This is a genomic window from Embleya sp. NPDC059213 (assembly GCF_042754445.1).
Classification (GTDB): domain Bacteria; phylum Actinomycetota; class Actinomycetes; order Streptomycetales; family Streptomycetaceae; genus Embleya.
Window position 1 is genome coordinate 1 of sequence record NZ_JBHZAV010000023.1, and the last position, 18338, is coordinate 18338.

Annotated in this window: 7 protein-coding genes; 4 read left to right on the top strand and 3 right to left on the bottom strand. The window is 71.7% G+C overall.

Annotated elements, in window-relative coordinates; all coding sequences use genetic code 11:
- Positions 1 to 33: 33 nt before the first annotated feature.
- The 3 genes from ACFXMF_RS11900 to ACFXMF_RS11910 form a co-directional block, all read right to left on the bottom strand.
- On the bottom strand, positions 34 to 900 hold the full coding sequence (locus tag ACFXMF_RS11900) for an SDR family NAD(P)-dependent oxidoreductase (protein ID WP_360316516.1): 867 nt from the start codon (positions 898 to 900) through the stop codon (positions 34 to 36).
- A gap of 61 nt (positions 901 to 961) precedes the next feature.
- Positions 962 to 1675, bottom strand: coding sequence for an alpha/beta fold hydrolase (locus ACFXMF_RS11905; protein WP_360316518.1), 714 nt, complete (start codon positions 1673 to 1675; stop codon positions 962 to 964).
- A gap of 300 nt (positions 1676 to 1975) precedes the next feature.
- Entirely contained in the window at positions 1976 to 4375 is a 2400-nt protein-coding gene (locus tag ACFXMF_RS11910; RefSeq protein ID WP_360316521.1) for an MMPL family transporter, read from the bottom strand.
- A gap of 427 nt (positions 4376 to 4802) precedes the next feature.
- On the opposite strand from ACFXMF_RS11910, the gene ACFXMF_RS11915 reads away from it, so the two are divergent.
- From ACFXMF_RS11915 to ACFXMF_RS11930, 4 genes are all read left to right on the top strand, one after another.
- Complete coding sequence (locus ACFXMF_RS11915; protein ID WP_360316524.1) at positions 4803 to 5957, top strand: SDR family oxidoreductase; 1155 nt, start codon at positions 4803 to 4805, stop codon at positions 5955 to 5957.
- Positions 5958 to 6031: 74 nt separating this feature from the next.
- Complete coding sequence (locus ACFXMF_RS11920) at positions 6032 to 7618, top strand: PfaD family polyunsaturated fatty acid/polyketide biosynthesis protein (RefSeq protein WP_379990778.1); 1587 nt, start codon at positions 6032 to 6034, stop codon at positions 7616 to 7618.
- A 22-nt stretch (positions 7619 to 7640) separates the two neighbouring features.
- Positions 7641 to 14033: an SDR family NAD(P)-dependent oxidoreductase gene (locus tag ACFXMF_RS11925; protein WP_380020621.1), complete on the top strand. Its 6393-nt coding sequence runs from the start codon at positions 7641 to 7643 to the stop codon at positions 14031 to 14033.
- Positions 14034 to 14038: 5 nt separating this feature from the next.
- The gene (locus tag ACFXMF_RS11930; protein ID WP_379990780.1) at positions 14039 to 18169 is read left to right on the top strand and encodes a beta-ketoacyl synthase N-terminal-like domain-containing protein; all 4131 of its coding nucleotides are present in this window, start codon (positions 14039 to 14041) and stop codon (positions 18167 to 18169) included.
- The last annotated feature ends 169 nt before the right edge of the window (positions 18170 to 18338 follow it).

The window sequence follows — 18338 nt, forward strand, 5'->3', positions numbered from 1 at the left end:
GGCCGCGGTCGTCTGTGTGCGGGGCCGAATCCGCTACCGCCCGGCGCCCGCACCCGCGCGCACGACCTTCGTCCGCGCGCGTTCGATCGAGGCGTGCACGACCGGCTCGAACGCGGGCCCCAGCAACCTGGTGCCCAGGTCCATGACCTTCGCGTCGAGGCCGATGCACAGGCGGGTGCGACCCTTGCGCACGCCGGTGAGGATCACCCGCGCCGCGTCCTGGGCCGTGGTCTTGGACAACGAGTCGTGCACCGCGGCGACCTCGGCGCGGTCGGTTCCCTCCGCCGCCCGCGAGTTGTGCACGATCGAGGTCTTGATCCCGCCGGGATACGCGGTGGTCACCCCGATCGGGCTGCCCTCACGGCGCAGTTCGTTGCGCAGCGACTCGGAGAAGCCCCGGACGGCGTACTTCGTCGCCGAATAGGCGCTGCGCATGGGCATGCCGAACAGGCCGAACGAGGAGGAGACGTTGACGACGTGCGCCCCGTGGGCCGGATCGGCCCGGCGCAGGTGCGGCAGGAAGGCCTTGGTGCCGTGTGCCACGCCCCAGAAGTTGACGCCCATGATCCATTCGAAGTCGGCCCACTCCATCTCGTCCACGCTCGCGGTCAACGCCACTCCGGCGTTGTTGATCACCAGGTTGACCTGGCCGAAGCGCGCCGCGGTGGTGTCCGCCCAGTCCTGCACCATGGTGCGCTGCGCGACGTCGACCACGTCGGCGTGCACCTGTTCCGCACCCGCCTGCCGGGCCTGCTCCGCGGTCGCGGTCAGCCCCTCCGCGTCGACGTCGGACAGGGCCAACCGCGCGCCGTGTTCGGCCAGGGCCAACGCGAGTGCCCGGCCGATTCCGGAAGCGGCTCCCGTCACCGTGCACACGCGTCCTGCGTAGTCTCGAATCACGGATTCACTCCAAACACTCGACACACTCGACAACTTCGAACGACGGGCCCGGCCCCGCAACTCAGGAGAAGGCGCCGACGGTGGTGCGCAGATCGGTGGAGAGGTCCGTCAGCAGACTCGGCAACGCCTCGTGGACGTACAGGTGGCCGCCGGGGTAGGTGCGCAGTCGGATGGGCCGGGTGGTCTGCTCCTGCCAATTCGACAGGGATTCCACGGCGACCAGGGTGTCGTCGCGGGCACCGAAGACACTCAACGCACAATCCAACGGCGCCTCGTGGACGTATCGGTGCTGAAGGGCCAACAGCAGATCGGCCATCATCGGCGGCCCGAAGGCCGTCATCGCGCCCTGGTCCCGAAACACCTCGGGCGGCAGCAGGTCGGTGAGTCCCAATTGCCGCCAGGGCTGGTCGGACACCAGGATCGGTCGGCAGGCCCGCGCGAACGCGCCTCCCTGCGGCGGCGGAACGGCGGACACGGCCAGCAACGACGGCATCGGGTGGCCGCAACGGCGCAGCTCGCGCACGGTGTCGAAGGCGATCATCGCGCCGATGCTGTGGCCGAAGAAGACGTAGGGGCGGCCGTCGTCCGCTTCCAGGACGAGTTCCGCCACCATCGCGCTGAGTTGCGCGGGATCGGTGAGGGAGACCTCGCCCGTCCGGGCCCCACGACCGGGAAGTCGTACGGCCGTCAGTTCGACCGAATCCGGCAGGTAATCGACCCACGGCGCGAACATCATGGCGTCCGCGCCCGCATAGGGGATGGTGAACATCCGCATCGGGGCGAGCGGCCGGGTGGTGAAAGTGACAAGGTCCGGACGTGGAGAGCGAGTTCCGAGGGGGCGGCAGATGGATTCCACAGGCGATTCTCGATTCTCGATTCGTCGTACGGGAAAAGGCTTGGGGATCGGGCGTGTTCGGCGAAATCCCGCCGATCGCGCAGACTCTATGCCCTTGTGGGAGTCGAGTCGGAAACAATCCCCCGAACGGGGCAATGCCGCCGGCGTGAATTCGAAATACCGGAACAGCCTTGCGAATCCGGTGATTTGCCATTCGTGCCGGAGAACGCGACCGGCCGCTCAGGACTGCGGTCGGTCCGCCGTGTCGTGGCCGGCGTCCGCCGCCCGACCGACGAGTTCGGGTTGGGCCTCGGTGCGCGCGTCGGGCAGTTTCGGGCCCGCTTCGCGGGGGCGGCGTCGGGGCAACGACCAGGACGGCGCCCACCAGTTGGCCCGGCCGGTGAGTTGCATCAGGGCCGGGACCAGGACGCCGCGTACGACGGTGGCGTCCACGACCACCGCGACCGCGAGGCCGACCCCGACCGTCTTGAGCAGCGTGACGTGCGACATGGTCAGCGCGACCATGGAGGCGGCGACGATCAGGGCCGCGGCGGTGAACAACCGGCCGGTGTGCTCGATCCCGAAGACGATCGACCGGGTGTTGTCCCCGGTGCGCACGAACTCCTCCTTGATCCGGGCGAGCAGGAAGACCTCGTAGTCCACCGAGATGCCGAAGGCGACCGCCAGGGTGAGCAGCGGCATCGTCGTCTCCAAGGAGCCGCCGGTGACGAAGTCGCCCACCAGTCGGCGCAGATGACCGTCCTGGAAGACGTAGACGATGGCCCCCAGGCTCGCGGTCATGCTGAGCAGGCCCATCACGACCGCCTTGATCGGCACCAGGACGCTGCGGGTGAACAGGAAGAGCATCACCAGGGTGCCGACCAGCATGATCGCCGCGCCGTAGGGGAGTGCCTCGCGCAGCGTGTGTTTGGTGTCGGTCAGCTCCGCCGCCTTGCCCGCGACCAGGTGTGGCCCCGGAGCGGGCAGGGTGCGCAACCGGTGCACCAGTGCGACCGTTTCCGGTGCCTGGCTGTCGGCGGTGCCGACCACGCGCAACACGCTGCCCGGCACGGCGGGGCGGGCCGGGTCCGGTGGTACCACCGGACGCACGGCCACTCGGGTGCTGTCGTCGGGGGTGGGCTCGTTCGTCGTCGTGTCCGGCAACTCCGGGCCGGGCACCGGCAGTCCGGCGCGATAGTCGCCGGTGTCGGCGACCACGTGCGCGACATGGGGCAAAGCCGACAATCGTCGGGCGTACGCGTCGATCTCGGCTGCGTCGGTCACCGCGTTCGCCCGGGGCAGGATCACCGGGATGATCCGCTCGGGCGGGTCGGCGAAGTCGTCGCGCAACAGGTTTGCGGTGCGGTGTGGTTCGGAGGCGGTCGGCAGGATCTTCTCGTCGATGGTGGTGAATCGCGCGTGCAGGAAGGGCACGGCCAGGAGCAGCAGGAGCGCGGCGGCGGCGCCCCCGCACAGCACCGCCCGGCCGGTGGCCAGGGTGGCGATCCGACGCCAGAGGGGACTGCCGCCACCCACGCGGGCGGTCTTGCCGCGAAAGCGGCGGAACGGGTCCAGCCGATCCAGGCGTGGCCCCAATACGGCCAGCAGCGCGGGCAGTACGAGCAGCGAGGTCAGCGCCGAGATGATCACCACCAGGATCGACGCCCACGCCAACGAGCGCAGCAGTTCCAGCGGGAAGACGAACAGCGCGGACAGACACAGGGCCACGGTCGCGGCGGAGAACAGCACGGCACGACCGGCGGTGGCCATGCTGCGTGCGATGGCCCGGCTCGATGCGACGCCCTGGGAGAGTTCCTCGCGATAGCGGGTCACGATGAACAGGGCGTAGTCGACGGAGAGTGCGAAGCCCAGTGCCGCGCAGATGTTGATCGCGAACACGGTGATCGGCATGGTCAGCGTCAAGGTGGCCAGGACCGCCAGGGCGCCGGCCACCGAGACGGCGCCGACGGCGAGCGGGATCGCCGCCGCCGTCAGTGATCCGAAGGCCAACAGCAGGATGATCATGGTCAGCGGTGCCGCCAGCAATTCCCCGCGCTTGAGGTCGCGTTCGGATTCGTCGGTGGCCTGCGCGTTCAGCCACGCGGGCCCGGTGGCATCGACCCGCAGCCCGCCGGCGGCCTTGCGCACGGCGGGGACCAGGGCGCGCGAGGCGACGGCCGAGTCGCGTTCGGTGCCCGCCAGGTCGACCCGGATCAGTGCGCCCTTGCCGTCCCGGGAGCGCAACAGGGGGGAGCCGGTGCTCCAGTAGGACTGCGCCCGGGTCACGCCCGGTCGTCCCCCGACCAGTGCGGTGAGCCGGCGGCCCGTCTCGGCGACCTCGGCGTCGTCCACGGACGTGCCGGCGCGGACGTAGAAGACCAGGTCCGCGGCTTTCGCCCCGTAGCGGGCGGCGACCCGTTCGGCCTCGGCGGCCCGGGTCCCGGTCGCGGTGAATCCGCCGTTGGACCAGCGGTCCCGGGCGCCGGCGACCACCGTGGCGGCCAGTACCAGCACGATCATCGCGCCGACCAGGAGCAGTCGGCGATGTCGCACGCACAGCCCGGCGAGGCGGCTCAGCGGGTCGCCGGCCGGGTCCGGTGTCTCGTGCTCGGGAGGTGGTGCCGGGATGGTGTCGAGCATTGCGTGTCCTCCCAGGACGACGTCGTCTGTGCGATGGGCTGAGGACGTCCGTGAACCGGGATCGGGTGCGGACGTGGCGAACCCCCGGCCGCCATCGCATCGGGGCGGCCGGCGAGGGGCGAATCCTGGTGCCGATGATCCGCCGGGTCCACGGATATTCGGAGGAATTGTTCGTGCCGCAAACGAGGGTACCGCCCGCGCGGACCGCAACTCGTGATTGCCCACCCCGGCTGCCCGATACGAATAAATCGTATGTATAAGAATCGGATATACGCGTCCGATCGGCGGGATGGGGATGTGGATATTTGACCGTTATGCCGGTCTGGACAATGATGAATTATGCCCACCGGTCGGCATGCACGGAACTAGGCCATACCGGTGAATCTGACTTCCCGGGCCGTGGCCTGGACTATTGCACCGTCCCGCCATGGATAGGATCGACGCGCAATACCGGCCATCGGTTCCCCCGGAGAAGAGGAATGAGACCGTGCAGGTTACATTGACTGGCGGCACCGGTTTCCTGGGTCTGCGGCTCGTTCGTGAACTCGTGAATCGGAATTGCTCAGTCTCGCTGCTCTCGCGCCGCGGCAGTACGAGTGCGATCGACCGAATCTCCCAGGCCCTCGGGCGCCTGGGCGAGACGCCGGATTTCATTCAGAAATTTCGCCGCCGCGCCGACGAGGTGGACATCGATATCGAGCGCCCCCTGTTCGGCCTCCCGGACGACCGGGTGGAAAAGCTCGTCCGGCGGACCGACATGTTCCTCCACAGCGCCGGAAACATCGACCTCAATACGGGCGCCCGGGCGATCCGACCGGTGAACGTCAACGGAACGCAAAATTTCCTCGACATCGCCGCGCGCAGCCCGCACGGCGCGCCGTTCTGCCATGTCAGCACCGCGTTCGTGGCGGGCGCCCGCCGGTCGGGCACCGTCACCGAGGCCGACCTGATCGACACGTACGGCTTCGAGAACGAATACGAGCGGTCCAAGTGCGACGCCGAATCCCTGGTGCGCCAGTGGTCTCGGGAAAACGGAATGCCGGCGTTGATCATGAGGCCGAGCATTCTGCTGACCGACCGCGCGCCGGCCCCGGGACTCCCGGCCCACCCCTTTCAGACCATCAGCGCCCTGTTGCGCGCGTCGACGATCGAAAGAGGGATCGCCGGACTCTCCATTCCGCGCGGCCTGCGCCCGGTCATTCACATGCAGGGACGGGCCGACGCGCGGCTGAACTGCCTCCCCGTCGAGGACGCCGCGCGGGCCATCGTGAGCATCGCCGCGGAACGCCGGTCCAAGGATCCGGAGACATACCACATCGTGCACCCGGACGACGTGTCCGCCGCGACGCTCATCGATCTTTTCGAGAAATTTGCACCCATCCGCATCGTGCTCAAGCCCGAACTGCCCGAGAATCTCTCCCCGGCCGAGCAGCGCTTTCACAGCTACGCCGGGTTCGCCGCGTATTTCCGGCACACCAGGGTCTTCGACGACCGCAACGCGCGCCGTGTCCTGGGTGGGTCCTGTTCGCGGACGACCGTCGACATGGCCTATCTCCTGGCCGGGACGCACGGGATTCTTTGACGGGTCGACACAGGATTCTTTGACGGTCGGCGAAGTCCGACAACCTTTCCGAAAGGCCACAGGAGAAACCGTTCATGACCATCGGACTGCAGGCAGCACCCCGTCGTGACGTGTCGGATCCCACCGCCGACGGTCTCCTGGCCGTGCTTCGCCAACCGCGAAGCATGGCCACGATCGTTCGGCGCCTGTCCGACTCCGTGACCGGCGCCGTCCTGGGTGACGCGCCCGTCGACGGCTGCGAAGTCGTCGGCACCCTCTCTCCGTTGTATCCCGAATGGCTCGGCGATCGTTCCTTCACCACCGACCACGGCGTGCGATTCCCGTACGTGGCAGGTGAGATGGCGCAGGGAATCGCGGGCGTGGCGATGGTCAAGGCGATGGCCCGGGCCGACCTGCTGGGCATCTTCGGCGCGGCCGGACTGCCGATCGAGGCGGTTCGCCGCGCCATCGAGGAACTGCGCCGCGAACTGCCCGAACACGCCCCGTGGGGGGTGAACATCATCCACAACCCGCACTCGCCCGCCTGGGAGAACGAGGTGGCCGCCCTGGCCATCGCCCACGGCGTGCGCTGCGTGTCGGTGTCGGCCTTCAGCAACGTCACCCGCGCGCTCGTGCACTGTTGCGCCGCCGGGCTGCAGGTGCGCGCGGACGGTCGGGTGGTCCGCCCGCGGATGATGATGGCCAAGGTCTCGCGCCCCGAGGTCGCCGAACAGTTCCTCGCACCGGCGCCCCCCGAGCTGCTGCGCGAACTGGTCGCCGAGGGGCTGCTGACCGCCGACGAGGCGGCGCTGGCGGCCGGTGTGCCGATGGTCGACGACCTCACCGTGGAGTCCGACAGCGGCGGGCACACCGACGGCAGGCCGTTGTCCACCGCCCTCCCGCAGATCCTGGCCCTGCGGGACGCGGTCGCCCACCGGCACGGCATCGCACCGCGTACCAGGATCGGTGCGGCCGGCGGCCTGGGCACCCCGCACGCGGTTGCCGCCGCGTTCGCGATGGGCGCCGCGTACGTGGTGACCGGATCGGTCAACCAGCTCAGCCTGGAGGCCGACACCTCGGACCGGGCCCGCACCATGCTCCAGGCCGCGGACACCATGGACGTGGCCATGGCGCCGTCCGCGGACATGTTCGAGATGGGCTCGAAGGTACAAGTCCTCAGTCGCGGCACGATGTTCGCCGCCCGGGCCTCCAAGCTCTTCCAGCTCTACCGCGACCACGAGTCGCTGGAGGACATCCCGCCGGCCCAGATCGCCCGACTGGAACGCGAGATGTTCCGCCAGTCGGTCGACCAAGTGTGGGCACAGACCGAGGAGTTCTGGCGCACCAGGGAGCCGGCGCAGGCCGACCGGGCGGCGGTGGACGGCAAGCACCGGATGGCGCTGGTGTTCCGCTGGTACCTGGGCATGTCCAGCACCTGGGCGACCACCGGAGCCGCCGACCGCAGTGTGGACTACCAGATCTGGTGCGGCCCCGCGGTGGGCGCGTTCAACGACTGGCGCAGGGACGGCTTCCTCGCCGATCCGGCGAACCTGTCCGTCGTGCAGATCGCCCGCAACCTCATGGAGGGCGCGACGGTCCTGACCCGCGCCCAACAACTGCGCAGCCACGGTGTCGACCTGCCCGCCCAGGCGTTCACCTTCCCCGCCCACGAACTGCTCTGAATCGCACATCGCAAGGAGTCCCGTGCCCGAGAGCTCCCGTCCCTCCCAACCGCCCATCGCCGTCGTCGGTCTGAGCACCCTGCTGCCCGGTTCCTCGGACGTCGGCGGGTTCTGGCGCGACGTGGTCAACGCCCGTGACCTCATCCGAGACGTGCCGGAAACCCACTGGCTCGTGAGCGATCACTATTCGAGCGACCCCACCGCCCCCGACAAGACCTACGGCAAGCGCGGCGCGTTCATGTCGCCGGTGGCCTTCGACCCGCTGGCCTTCGGCACCCCGCCGTCCACCATCGACGCCACCGACACGGCGCAACTGCTGAGCCTGATCGCGGCCGAACACGTTCTCCGGGACGCCTGCGGCGACCAGGGCCCGTCCGAGACGCTGCGCGAACGCACCGGCATCATCCTGGGAGCCAGCCCCACCGAGCTGGCCTTTCGCATGTCGTTCCGGTCCCAACGGCCCACCTGGCGCCGGGTCATGCTCGCCCGCGGAGTGGCCGAGCCCAAGGCCGACGAGCTGTGCGACGCCATCGCCGCCTCGTATCCGGTGTGGAAGGAAAGCTCCTTCCCGGGCATGCTCACCAACGTCATCGCCGGCCGCGTGGCAAGGCACTTCGACCTGCACGGCAGCAACTACACCACCGACGCGGCCTGCGCCAGCTCGCTGTCCGCGATGAGCGCGGCCATCGACGAACTCACGCTCGGCCGCGCCGACATGATGATCACCGGTGGCGTGGACCCGCTGTGCGACGCGTTCGGCTTCACCTGCTTCAGCAAGACCCCGGCGCTGTCCCCGTCGGGCGAGTGCCGCCCCTTCTCCGCCGACGCCGACGGCACCCTCCTGGGTGAGGCGGTGGCCATGGTGATGCTCAAGCGCCTGGCCGACGCCGAGCGGGACGGCGACCGCATCTACGCGGTCATTCGCGGTGTCGGCACCTCCTCCGACGGACGCGGCTCCTCGATCTACGCCCCCGCCGTCGCCGGCCAGGTCCGCGCGTTGCGCCGGGCCTACGCCAGCGCGGGCTACAGCCACGCCACGGTGGAACTGATCGAGGCGCACGGCACCGGCACCAAGGCCGGCGACACCGCCGAAGTGACGGCCCTGCAAGAGGTGTTCGGCTCGGGCGACCCCGCCGACATCGCCCGCTGCGCGCTCGGTTCGGTGAAGTCGCAGATCGGCCACACCCGCACCGCCGCGGGCGCCGTCGGCCTGGCCAAGGCCGCCCTCGCCCTGCACCACAAGATCCTGCCGCCCACCCTCAAGGCGGACCGGACCGACCCCGCCCTGGAACTGGAAAAGGGTCCCTTCTACCTGAGCACCCGGACCCGGCCCTGGATCCGCGACACCGACCACCCGCGCCGGGCCTCGGTATCCAGCTTCGGGTTCGGCGGTACCAACTTCCACGTCACGCTGGAGGAGCACCGCACGGCCGAACCCGCCGCGGCGGGCCGGGAGTACACCCGCAGCGCGCCGAGCGAACTGGTGCTGTTGAGCGCCGAGTCCGGCCCCGCACTGGTCACCGCACTGGACGCGCTGAGCGCCGACACCGCGCCGCCGGCCGACCTGGCGCGCCGGACCCAACTCGCCTTCGACGCGGCGGCGGCCCACCGGTTGTGCCTGGTCGTGCGCGACGAGGACGACCTGCGGGCCCAGGCGGCCGACGCCCGGGAGCGGATCTCGGCCGAACCGCAGACCGCGTTCCACACGCCCACCGGCGTGCGCTACGCGTGCGGCCCCGCCGCGGCCGACAAGATCGCGCTGCTGTTCCCGGGACAGGGCAGCCAATACCCCGACATGGGGTCGGACGTCGTGCTGCACCAGCCGCACGCGCTCGCCGCGTGGGACCGGCTGGCCGGCTTCGAGGTCGACGGATACCCCCTGTACCGCACCGTCTTCCCGCCGCCGGTCGTGGACCAGGCGCAGGAACGCGCGCAGACCGAACGGCTCAAGGCCACCGAGTGCGCGCAACCGGCGCTCGCCGCCCACGCGTTGATGATCGGTTCGATCCTGGGAGCGGTCGGCTTCGAGCCCGACTGCGTGGCGGGCCACAGCTTCGGCGAACTCGCCGCGCTGCACGCGGCCGGCGTCTACGACGACGACACCCTGATGGCCCTGGCCCGCGCGCGCGGCGAACTCCTGCGCGACGCGAGCAAGGTGTCCGGTGCGATGCTCGCCGTCACCGCCACCGCCAAGGAAGCCGACGACCTGGTCCGCGGCATCCGCCGAGCCTGGGTCGCCAACTACAACTCCCCGACGCAACACGTCGTCTCGGGCGCGGAATCCGCGATCGTCAAGGTGGAGAAGCGCGCGGCCGAGCAACAGCTCACCACGCAACGGCTCGCCGTCTCCTGCGCCTTCCACAGCCCGCTGCTGCAGTCCGCGACCACCGGATGGCGCCCCACGCTGGAACAGCACGAGTTCGCGGCGCCGAAGCTGCCCGTGTACGGCAACGCGGATGCCAAGCCGTACCCCGGCACGGCGCCCGAGATCCGCACCGTGCTGCACGATCACGTCACCTCCTCCGTGCGGTTCGCCGAAATGATCCTGGCCATGTACCAGGACGGCGTCCGCACGTTCGTCGAGGCCGGACCGGGCACGGTACTCACCGGCCTGGTCGGCAGGATCCTCGCGGACCGGCCCCACGTCGCGCTGAGCGCCGACCACACCCGGGGCTCCGGACTCACCGCACTGCACCGCGTCCTGGGCGCGCTGGCCGTCGCCGGACGCCCCCTGGACTTCGCCCCGCTGTGGGCCTCGTTCACCTCGAGCACTCCTTCGCCATCATCGACAAGGACGGGTATGACCATCCCCATCTCCGGTCCGAACCCCGACGTGGGCCACCGCGAGAGCACCCCCGCCGCCCCCGCCATGCGCGAGCCGGGCACCGGGTTCGTGCCGGCCGCCCCGACCCCGCCGGTCGCCGCGGCGCTCCCGCCGGCACCGGCGCTCGCCGTGACCCAGGCGGCGCCGCCCGCCCGCGTCCAGGCCGCTCCGCCCGCGCCGGCCCCGGCCGCCGCGGTGGCACAGTTCGCCCAGCCCGCACCGGCACCCGCGCCCGTTCCCGCACCGATGGCCGCACCCGTGCCGGCGCCCGTTCCGGTACAGGCGGCCCCCGCCGTGCCGATGCGGACCCACGAGGCACCGGTCGCGCAGTCGCCGGCGCACGACGTCACCTCCTCCGGGTCCACCTGGACGCCGGTGACCGCGTCCGGCGCCTGGTTGCACGCCTTCCTGGAGGTGCAGCGACAGGCGGGCGACGCACACAACGCGTACCAGACCACCACCTCGGCCAGCCACGCGTCCTATCTGGACCTGGCCAAGACCTCGCTCGACGCGCTGATGGCCTGGCGGCCCGGAGCCGAGCCCCGAGCCGCGGCCGCGCCCGCTCCCGTCGAGATGCCGGTCGCCGGCGAGCCGACCGCGCAACTCGCGCCGAGCCCACGCGTGTTGGAGGGCCAGCCGCGAACCACCCGGGAGATCAGCCCCGCGCCGCCCGCGGTGACGCAATACCAACCGGCCCCGGTGACGCAGTATCAGCCGACCCCGGTCACCGAGTACCAGCCGGCCCCGGTCACGCAGTACCAGGCGACCCCGGTCGCCCAGGCCCGCCCGCCCATGCCCGCGGCGCCGCACAGCCTCCAGGCGTCGCCGACGCTCGCGCAGATCCCGGCACCGGCCGTGGCCCCCGCCCTCGCCGCCGCGCCGGCTCCCGTTTCGGTTCCGGCTCCCGCCCCGGCTCCGGCTCCCGCTGCGGCTCAGGAGAGCGGCGCCGAGGTGGCGTTGGCGATCGTGGCGGAGTTGACGGGTTATCCGGTGGAGATGCTCACGCCGGAGATGGACCTGGAGGTGGACCTGGGGGTCGACTCGATCAAGCGGGTGCAGATCCTGACCCGTCTGCGCGATCACTTCCCGGGTGAGGCCAATGTGGACCCGGCCGACCTGGCCCGGTTGCGCACCATCGCCGCCATCGCCGAGAAGATCACCTCGATGCGCACCCCCCAGGGCGCCCCCGCGCCGGCCCCGGCCGCCGCCCCCGCCGCGCCGGTGGTCCGGACGCAGGAGCAGATCCCCGCGCAGGCCAAGCACGTGGCACCGCAGTTCACGGTGCTGCGCACCGGCACCGCCCTGGTACCCGTCGAGCCCGCCACCGGCGCCCCGCTCAAGGGCCTGCGCGAACAACCGCTGCTGATCACCGACGACGGCACCGGCGTCGCCGAATGCCTCGCGGAGACCCTGCGCCGCGAAGGCATCAAGGCCACCGTCGCGGACCGGGTCACCGCCGACTCCACCGCCGTGATCGCCCTCGCCGGCCTGCGCGAGATCGACCCGGAGCAGGACCCGGACGCCCCCACCCGCGAGGTCTTCACGACCCTGCACACCATCGCCGAGGCGATGGACCGCCGAGGCGGCGTCCTGGTCGTCGTCCAGGACACCGGCGGCGCGTTCGGCACCTCCGGCAACCGCGGCCGGGAAGGCTGCGCGGGCATCGCCGCGCTCGCCCGCACCGCCGCGAACGAGTGGGCGCACGCCTCGATCAAGACGATCGACATCGACCGGGCCGCGCGCGCCCCGCAGGACATCGCCCAGGCCATCGCCACCGAGCTCCTGCACGGCGACGACACCACCGACGTCGCGCTCGCGGCGGACGGCTCGCGCGCACTCCTGCGCGGCACCACCGAACCGGTCGCGGCACCGCGAGCGCTCGACCTCGGGGCCGACCCCGTGGTCGTGGTCACCGGCGGGGCCCGCGGCATCACCGCGTCCTGCCTGCTGGCCCTGGCCCGCACCCACCGGCCCAAGTTCCTGCTCCTGGGCCGCACCCGCCCCGTGGACGAGGACGACGAGCTGCGCGGCGCCGCGGACGAGAGCGCCATCCGGCAGATCCTGGGCAGCCGTCGCGACGAGCGCACCGGCGCGACCCCGACCCTGGCCGAACTCGCCCACGCCTCCGGCCGAGTACTCGCCTCCCGCGAGATCCGCGGCACCCTGGAGCAGTTGGCCGTGGCCGGCGCGGAGACCCGATACGTCACCGCCGACGCGACCGACCGTGAGCGGGTCTTCGACGCGCTGGCCGAGGTACGCCGCGACTGGGGCCCGATCACCGGCATCATCCACGCCGCCGGGGTGATCGCCGACAGCAACATCTCGGCCAAGACCCAGGCCCAGTTCACCGCCGTCTACGACACGAAGGTGCGCGGATTCCGCACCCTGCTCGAACTGACCGCCGCCGACCCGGTGCGCCTGGTGTGCGCCTTCTCCTCGGTCAGCGCGCGACTGGGCACCGCAGGGCAATGCGACTACGCGGCGGCCAACCAGGCGATGGAGCAGATCACCGCGACCGAGGCGGCACACCGTCCCGGATCCATGGTCAAGGCCGTGGCCTGGGGCCCCTGGGCCGCCGGCATGGTTTCCCCCGCCCACGCCGAACACTTCCGCCGACTCGGCGTACCGCTCCTCGAAGAAACCGCCGGCGTCAAGGCGTTCATGACCGAACTCGAACAGCCGGGCCCGGCCTGCGTCTCGATCGCCGCCGGCACGGCCGGCCCCGCCGGCGACGCGGGCGACGCCACGAACGTCACGGACATCGTCGTCGGCGCCGACACCCACCCCTACCTGGTCGACCACACCATCGCCGGACGCCCCGTGGTGCCGGTGGCACTGGTCCTGGAATGGTTCGCCCGAGCGGCCCGGACCGCGCTGCCCGACCACGGTTCGGTCCTGGTGCGCGACCTGCGCGTGCTGCGCACCATCGCGCTGGACAGATTCGGGACGGAGGAGACCCGCCTCCGGGTGCATGTGCGCCCCGACGGCGGCCACGCCGACGCGCCGCTGCGCCTGGAACTCAAGAGCCTCGACGGCGCCCTGCACTACGCGGCCCTCGCGGGTCCGGGCGAGGGAGCGGTGCCGACCGCCCCGACCGCGGAACCCGCCGACGAGAGCTTCGAGGTACACCCGGGCAGCGCCGTCTACGACGGGGCGATGCTCTTCCACGGCCCGCGCTTTCACGCCATCCACACGATCACCGGGCTGAGTTCCACCGGAGCGGCCTCGGACCTGGTCGGAGTACGAAAGCTCGACTGGCCGCAGGACACCTGGCAGACCGACCCCGCGGTGATGGACGGCGCGCTCCAGATGGCCTGCCTGTGGGTGCTGTCCTCGGCCAGCGTGCAGTCGCTGCCGATGGGCATCCGTGAGGTGCTCGTGTTGTCGACCGGTGCCGTGGAGGGGCCGGTGAAGTGCACCGTGCACAGCGTTGTGCAGGGCACCGACAACGCGATGTGCGACATCTGGCTCACCGTCGAACAGGACGGCGCGGAGCGGGTCCTGGCCGTACTCCGCGGCGTCGAGATGGTCTACCGGCCGGACCTGTCCACCTCCAACCGAGCCGCCGCGCTGATCTCGACGGACGCGTGAGGGGCATGGACTTCCCCGCCATCGCCATCGTGGGACGCGGCTGCGTCCTGCCCGGGGCACACAATCCCGCCGAACTGTGGGACACCGTGGTCTCCGGCGCGGTCCGGCTGACCCCGTTCTCCATCGACCGCCCGACCGCCGGGCCGCAGTGGAGCGGGGCCGACCCCGCGAGCACCGTATTCGGCCACGTCACCGGGTTCGAGGAGCGCTTCGACCCGTCCGGCCTGGCCATCGACGCCGAGCAGCTCAACGGCCTCGACCCGACCGTGCGCTGGGTCGTGCACGCGACCCGGCAGGCGCTCGCCGAGGTCGATCGGCTCGGCCTGCACCGACGCACCGGCCTGGTGCTGGGCAACATCTCCTGTCCGACCACGTCGATGGTCGCCTACGCCGAGGACGTCTGGCTGCGCTCCCAGCCTGCCGAGGTCGGGGCCGGTTGGCCCCGGCACGGCCGGCACGCGCCGATCCCGATGAGCCGGTTCTGCTTCGGGCTCCCGGCACAACTCGTGGCCCGCGCCTTCGCCCTGGGCGCGGGCGCGGTGGTCCTGGAAGCGGCCTGCGCCTCGGTGTTGTACGCGATCGAACTCGCCTGCCGGAAGCTGCATTTCCGGCAGGCGGACCTGATGGTCGCCGGGGCGCTCAACGGCGGCGCGCCCGAGATCATCAGCCACGGCATGGGCCGGCTGGGGGCATTGAGCCCCAGCGCCCGCTCGCGGCCCTTCCACCGGGAGGCCGACGGCCTGGTCCCCGCCGAGGGGACCGCGATGGTCGCGCTGATGCGGTTGGAGGACGCGTTGAGCGCGGACGTGCCCGTACTGGGCGTGATCCGCGGCATCGGCGCCACCAACGACGGCGGCCGGGGCGGCATGCTCGTCCCGGACGGAGGTCAGCAACAACGCGCGATGAGCCTGGCCTACCAGGCCGCGGGGATCGACCCCAAGACGGTGTCCCTGCTGGAATGCCACGCCACCGGCACCGCCGTCGGGGACACCGTGGAACTGGGCTGCGCGGCCCGGATCTTCGGCGAACGCACGGATCTGCCGATCGGTTCGGTCAAGGGCAACCTGGGCCATCCGCTCACCGCCGCGTCCGGCGCCGCCCTGCTCAAGGTGCTGGGCGCGATGGAGCACGGCACGCTGCCGCCGACGGTGGGTGCCGACGAGGCCAACGAGGCGATGCGCGGCACACCGCTGCGGCCGCTGGCCCGGCCGGAGGAGTGGCGGGGGCTGCGGCGCGCCGCGGTCAGCGGCTTCGGCTTCGGCGGGGTCAACGCACACCTGGTCGTGGACGCCTGGAACACCGCCGACCGGGCGGCCACCTCCTTCCCCGGCGTGGCCGTGCCCGGCCCCGCCGGACGGCGGCGGCACCAGGTGGCGATCGTCGGCCTCGGCGCCCGCGTCGGCGACGGCGACACCACCGGCGACTTCGTCGAGGCCCTGCTGGGCGGTGAGCCCAGGTTGCGGCCACCGCGTACGGTCGAACTGCGGGTGGACGGCCTGCGGATGCCGCCCAACGACATGCTGCAGACCTCCGGCGAACACCTGTTGGTCCTGGAGGCCGCCCGCGATGCCGCCCGCGCGGTGACACTGCCCGACGAGCGCACCATGGTGCTCGTCGGCGTCGGCAGCGCGACCGTGCACGCCGAGTTCTCCGTCTGGCACAACCGCACCACGCTGGAGGCCCGCCGGTCGGCGGCGGCGGAGGCGTCCTCCGAGGACCGCGTCGCCGACCCGTTGAACTGCCCGCCGTGGTCCCTCGGGGGCCTGGGCAACATCGCCGCCAACCGGATCAGTGCGCAACTGCGGCTGACCGACGCCAGCGTCGCGGTCTGTGCGGAGGAGGCTTCCGGCATCCGCGCGCTCGACCTGGCGGTCGACGCGATCGGCAGCGGGGCGAGCGACGCGGCGCTGGTGGGCGCGGTCGACCTCGCCTCCACCGTGGTGCACCGAGCGGTGGTACGCGACCTCGGACTCCCCGGAGCCGAGGGCAACGCGGCCGTGGTGCTGGCGCTGAAGCGCCTCGACCACGCCCGCCGGGACGGCGATCCCATCCTCGCCCTGATCGACCCGCAGGCCGAGGACCGGGCCGCCGGCCCGGCGCCGACCGCCGTCGACCTGGTGGTCGGCGACCTCGAACCGTCGTCGTCGAACGCGCCGGCCGAACTGGATCCGGCCGGTCTGTTCGGTCGCCCGCACTGCGCCGCCGGCCTGCTCGGCGTCGCGTGTGCGACCGTGGCGCTGTACCACCGCAGCGTGCCGGTCGTGGGCGCCCGGGCACTGCCGCGGCCGGAGTTGGCCACGGCGAAGGTGACCGTCTCCCCGCTCGGGGCGTCGGCGGCCGAACTCCTGTTGACCGCGGGGGATACGGCTCCGGCCGCGACGGGCTCGGCGACCCTGGGCCGCCGGGCCGCCGGACAGACGCCCGCGCGGCGGTTGTCCAGCATCGCCTTCTTCGATCTCCGGACGGTGCTTCGGCTCCAGGACGCGCGACCGACGCGGGAACTCGTGGCGCTGCCCGCGGCCCGCGCGGTGCCGGCGGCCGAGATCGCGGTGCCCGCGCCGGTGGCGACCCGGGTGCCGGTCCCGGCTCCGGCTCCGGCTCCGGTGGCGGCGCCGGCCCCGATCGACGTGCCGGTACCGGTCGAGGACACCCTCGTACCGACCGCGCTCAGCGCCCACCAGCGAGTCGTGGGCAGATCGCACCTACAGTTCCTGAACACCCGGCATGAGAACCACCTGCTGTTCCTGGAGGTGCAGCGGCAGGCGACCCGGGCGTTGCTCGACGTCGCCGGCCTGTTCCAACAGCCGCAGCGGGCCGAGACGCACACGCTCGTGGCGGAGCCGGCGGGTCCGGCCGACACCGCGCCGGTGCCGAGCCCGCAGGTCGGGCAAGGCGGGCCGGGCGGCCCGATCCTGCCGGCGGCACCGGCCGCACCGGTCACCGAGGTCGTCGCGCCGATCCCGACGCCGCAACCCGGCCCGGCCGAGCACGAGTTCGTGGTCAGCCCGGACGGCGATCCGTGGGTGCTGGACCACTGTCCCACCTGGACGTTGCCGGTGTTGCCGATGATGTGCACTGTGGACCACCTGTTCCGGGCGGCCAGTACCTACACCGGTCTACAGGCCACCGGACTGCGGGAGTTGCGCCTCCAGCGCTGGATCCCGGTGGTCAGTCCGACCAAACTGCTCACCCGGGTCGAGCCGTTGCCCGATCGTGGTCGGGACGTGCACGTCAGCCTGCTGATGTGGCGGCCGGCCCGGAACGAGGCGTTGTCCCGGTTCGAACTCGTCGCCGAGGCGACGATCACGTTCGACCGACCCGACACGCCCGCTCCGTTGCCGCCGCTCACGGACGCCCGGCAGGCCGAACTGCCGTACCTGACCAACCGCCTGCCGCACGGCCCGGCCTTCCGCTACCTCACCGAGGTCGGCTACGGCAGCGCCGGCGCGGTCGGAATCCTGGACGCGCGACGGGGCTCCGTGCCCGGTACCTTCACCCATCCGGGGTTGCTCGACGCGGCGACGCACATCATCGCCGACCGGGTGTTCTGGCTGCCCTACCCCCAGGTCGGGCCCAACGTGGTGCCCTATCCACACGGCCTGGTCCGGATGGACCTCTTCGCCCCGTTCCCCACCGAGGGGCAACTGCGGGTGGAGGCGCGTCCGGCCGGAGCCGAGGGCGATCTGTTGTTCGTCGACTTCCAGGTCCTGGCGGGGGACCGGCTGTGTGCCGCGTTCCGCAACGTCAGCATGGTCTCGCCACCGAGCGTGCTGGAACTGCAATCCGGCGCGGATCGGCGGGCGTTCCTCCTGGAGCGCCGAGCCGCACCGAAGATGAGCCTGTCCCAGGTGGTCGGCGAGGCCAGCCGGCTGGACCGGGCCGTCCTGGAACAGGCCGACTGGCCGACCGGCGGGCTGGCCTACGTCTACGGCCTGCCGGCCGGGGCCCCGGCCCGGCTGCACGCGGAGGAGGTCGCGATGCGTGAGCACGTGGCCCGAGCCCACGGCGAACACCCGGCCCGGGTCGTGGTGGACGTGGCGAACCGGGTCGCCTGGTTGTCCGACCGTCCGGACACCCGGCACCAACTCGTGGTGCACTCGGACGGCGACGCGATCACGGTCGAGAATCGCCCGTAGCGGTACCCGGGCACGATCGACGGCGGTGGGCGGGATTCCCCAGGGATCCCGCCCACCGGCGTCCGGCTCGACGCGTGTTCGCCCGATCGCCCCGTCCTCGGCCACCCACCACGATCCGCCGTGACCGGTGCGACCTCGACGAACTCCGAATCGAGTGAAACTCCCGGCG

Bases quoted from the DNA above. Each gene is read 5' to 3' on its own strand.
- ACFXMF_RS11905 (WP_360316518.1), bottom strand. From the start codon at position 1,675: ATGCGGATGTTCACCATCCCCTATGCGGGCGCGGACGCCATGATGTTC.
- ACFXMF_RS11910 (WP_360316521.1), bottom strand. From the start codon at position 4,375: ATGCTCGACACCATCCCGGCACCACCTCCCGAGCACGAGACACCGGAC.
- ACFXMF_RS11915 (WP_360316524.1), top strand. From the start codon at position 4,803: ATGGATAGGATCGACGCGCAATACCGGCCATCGGTTCCCCCGGAGAAG.
- ACFXMF_RS11920 (WP_379990778.1), top strand. From the start codon at position 6,032: ATGACCATCGGACTGCAGGCAGCACCCCGTCGTGACGTGTCGGATCCC.
- ACFXMF_RS11930 (WP_379990780.1), top strand. From the start codon at position 14,039: ATGGACTTCCCCGCCATCGCCATCGTGGGACGCGGCTGCGTCCTGCCC.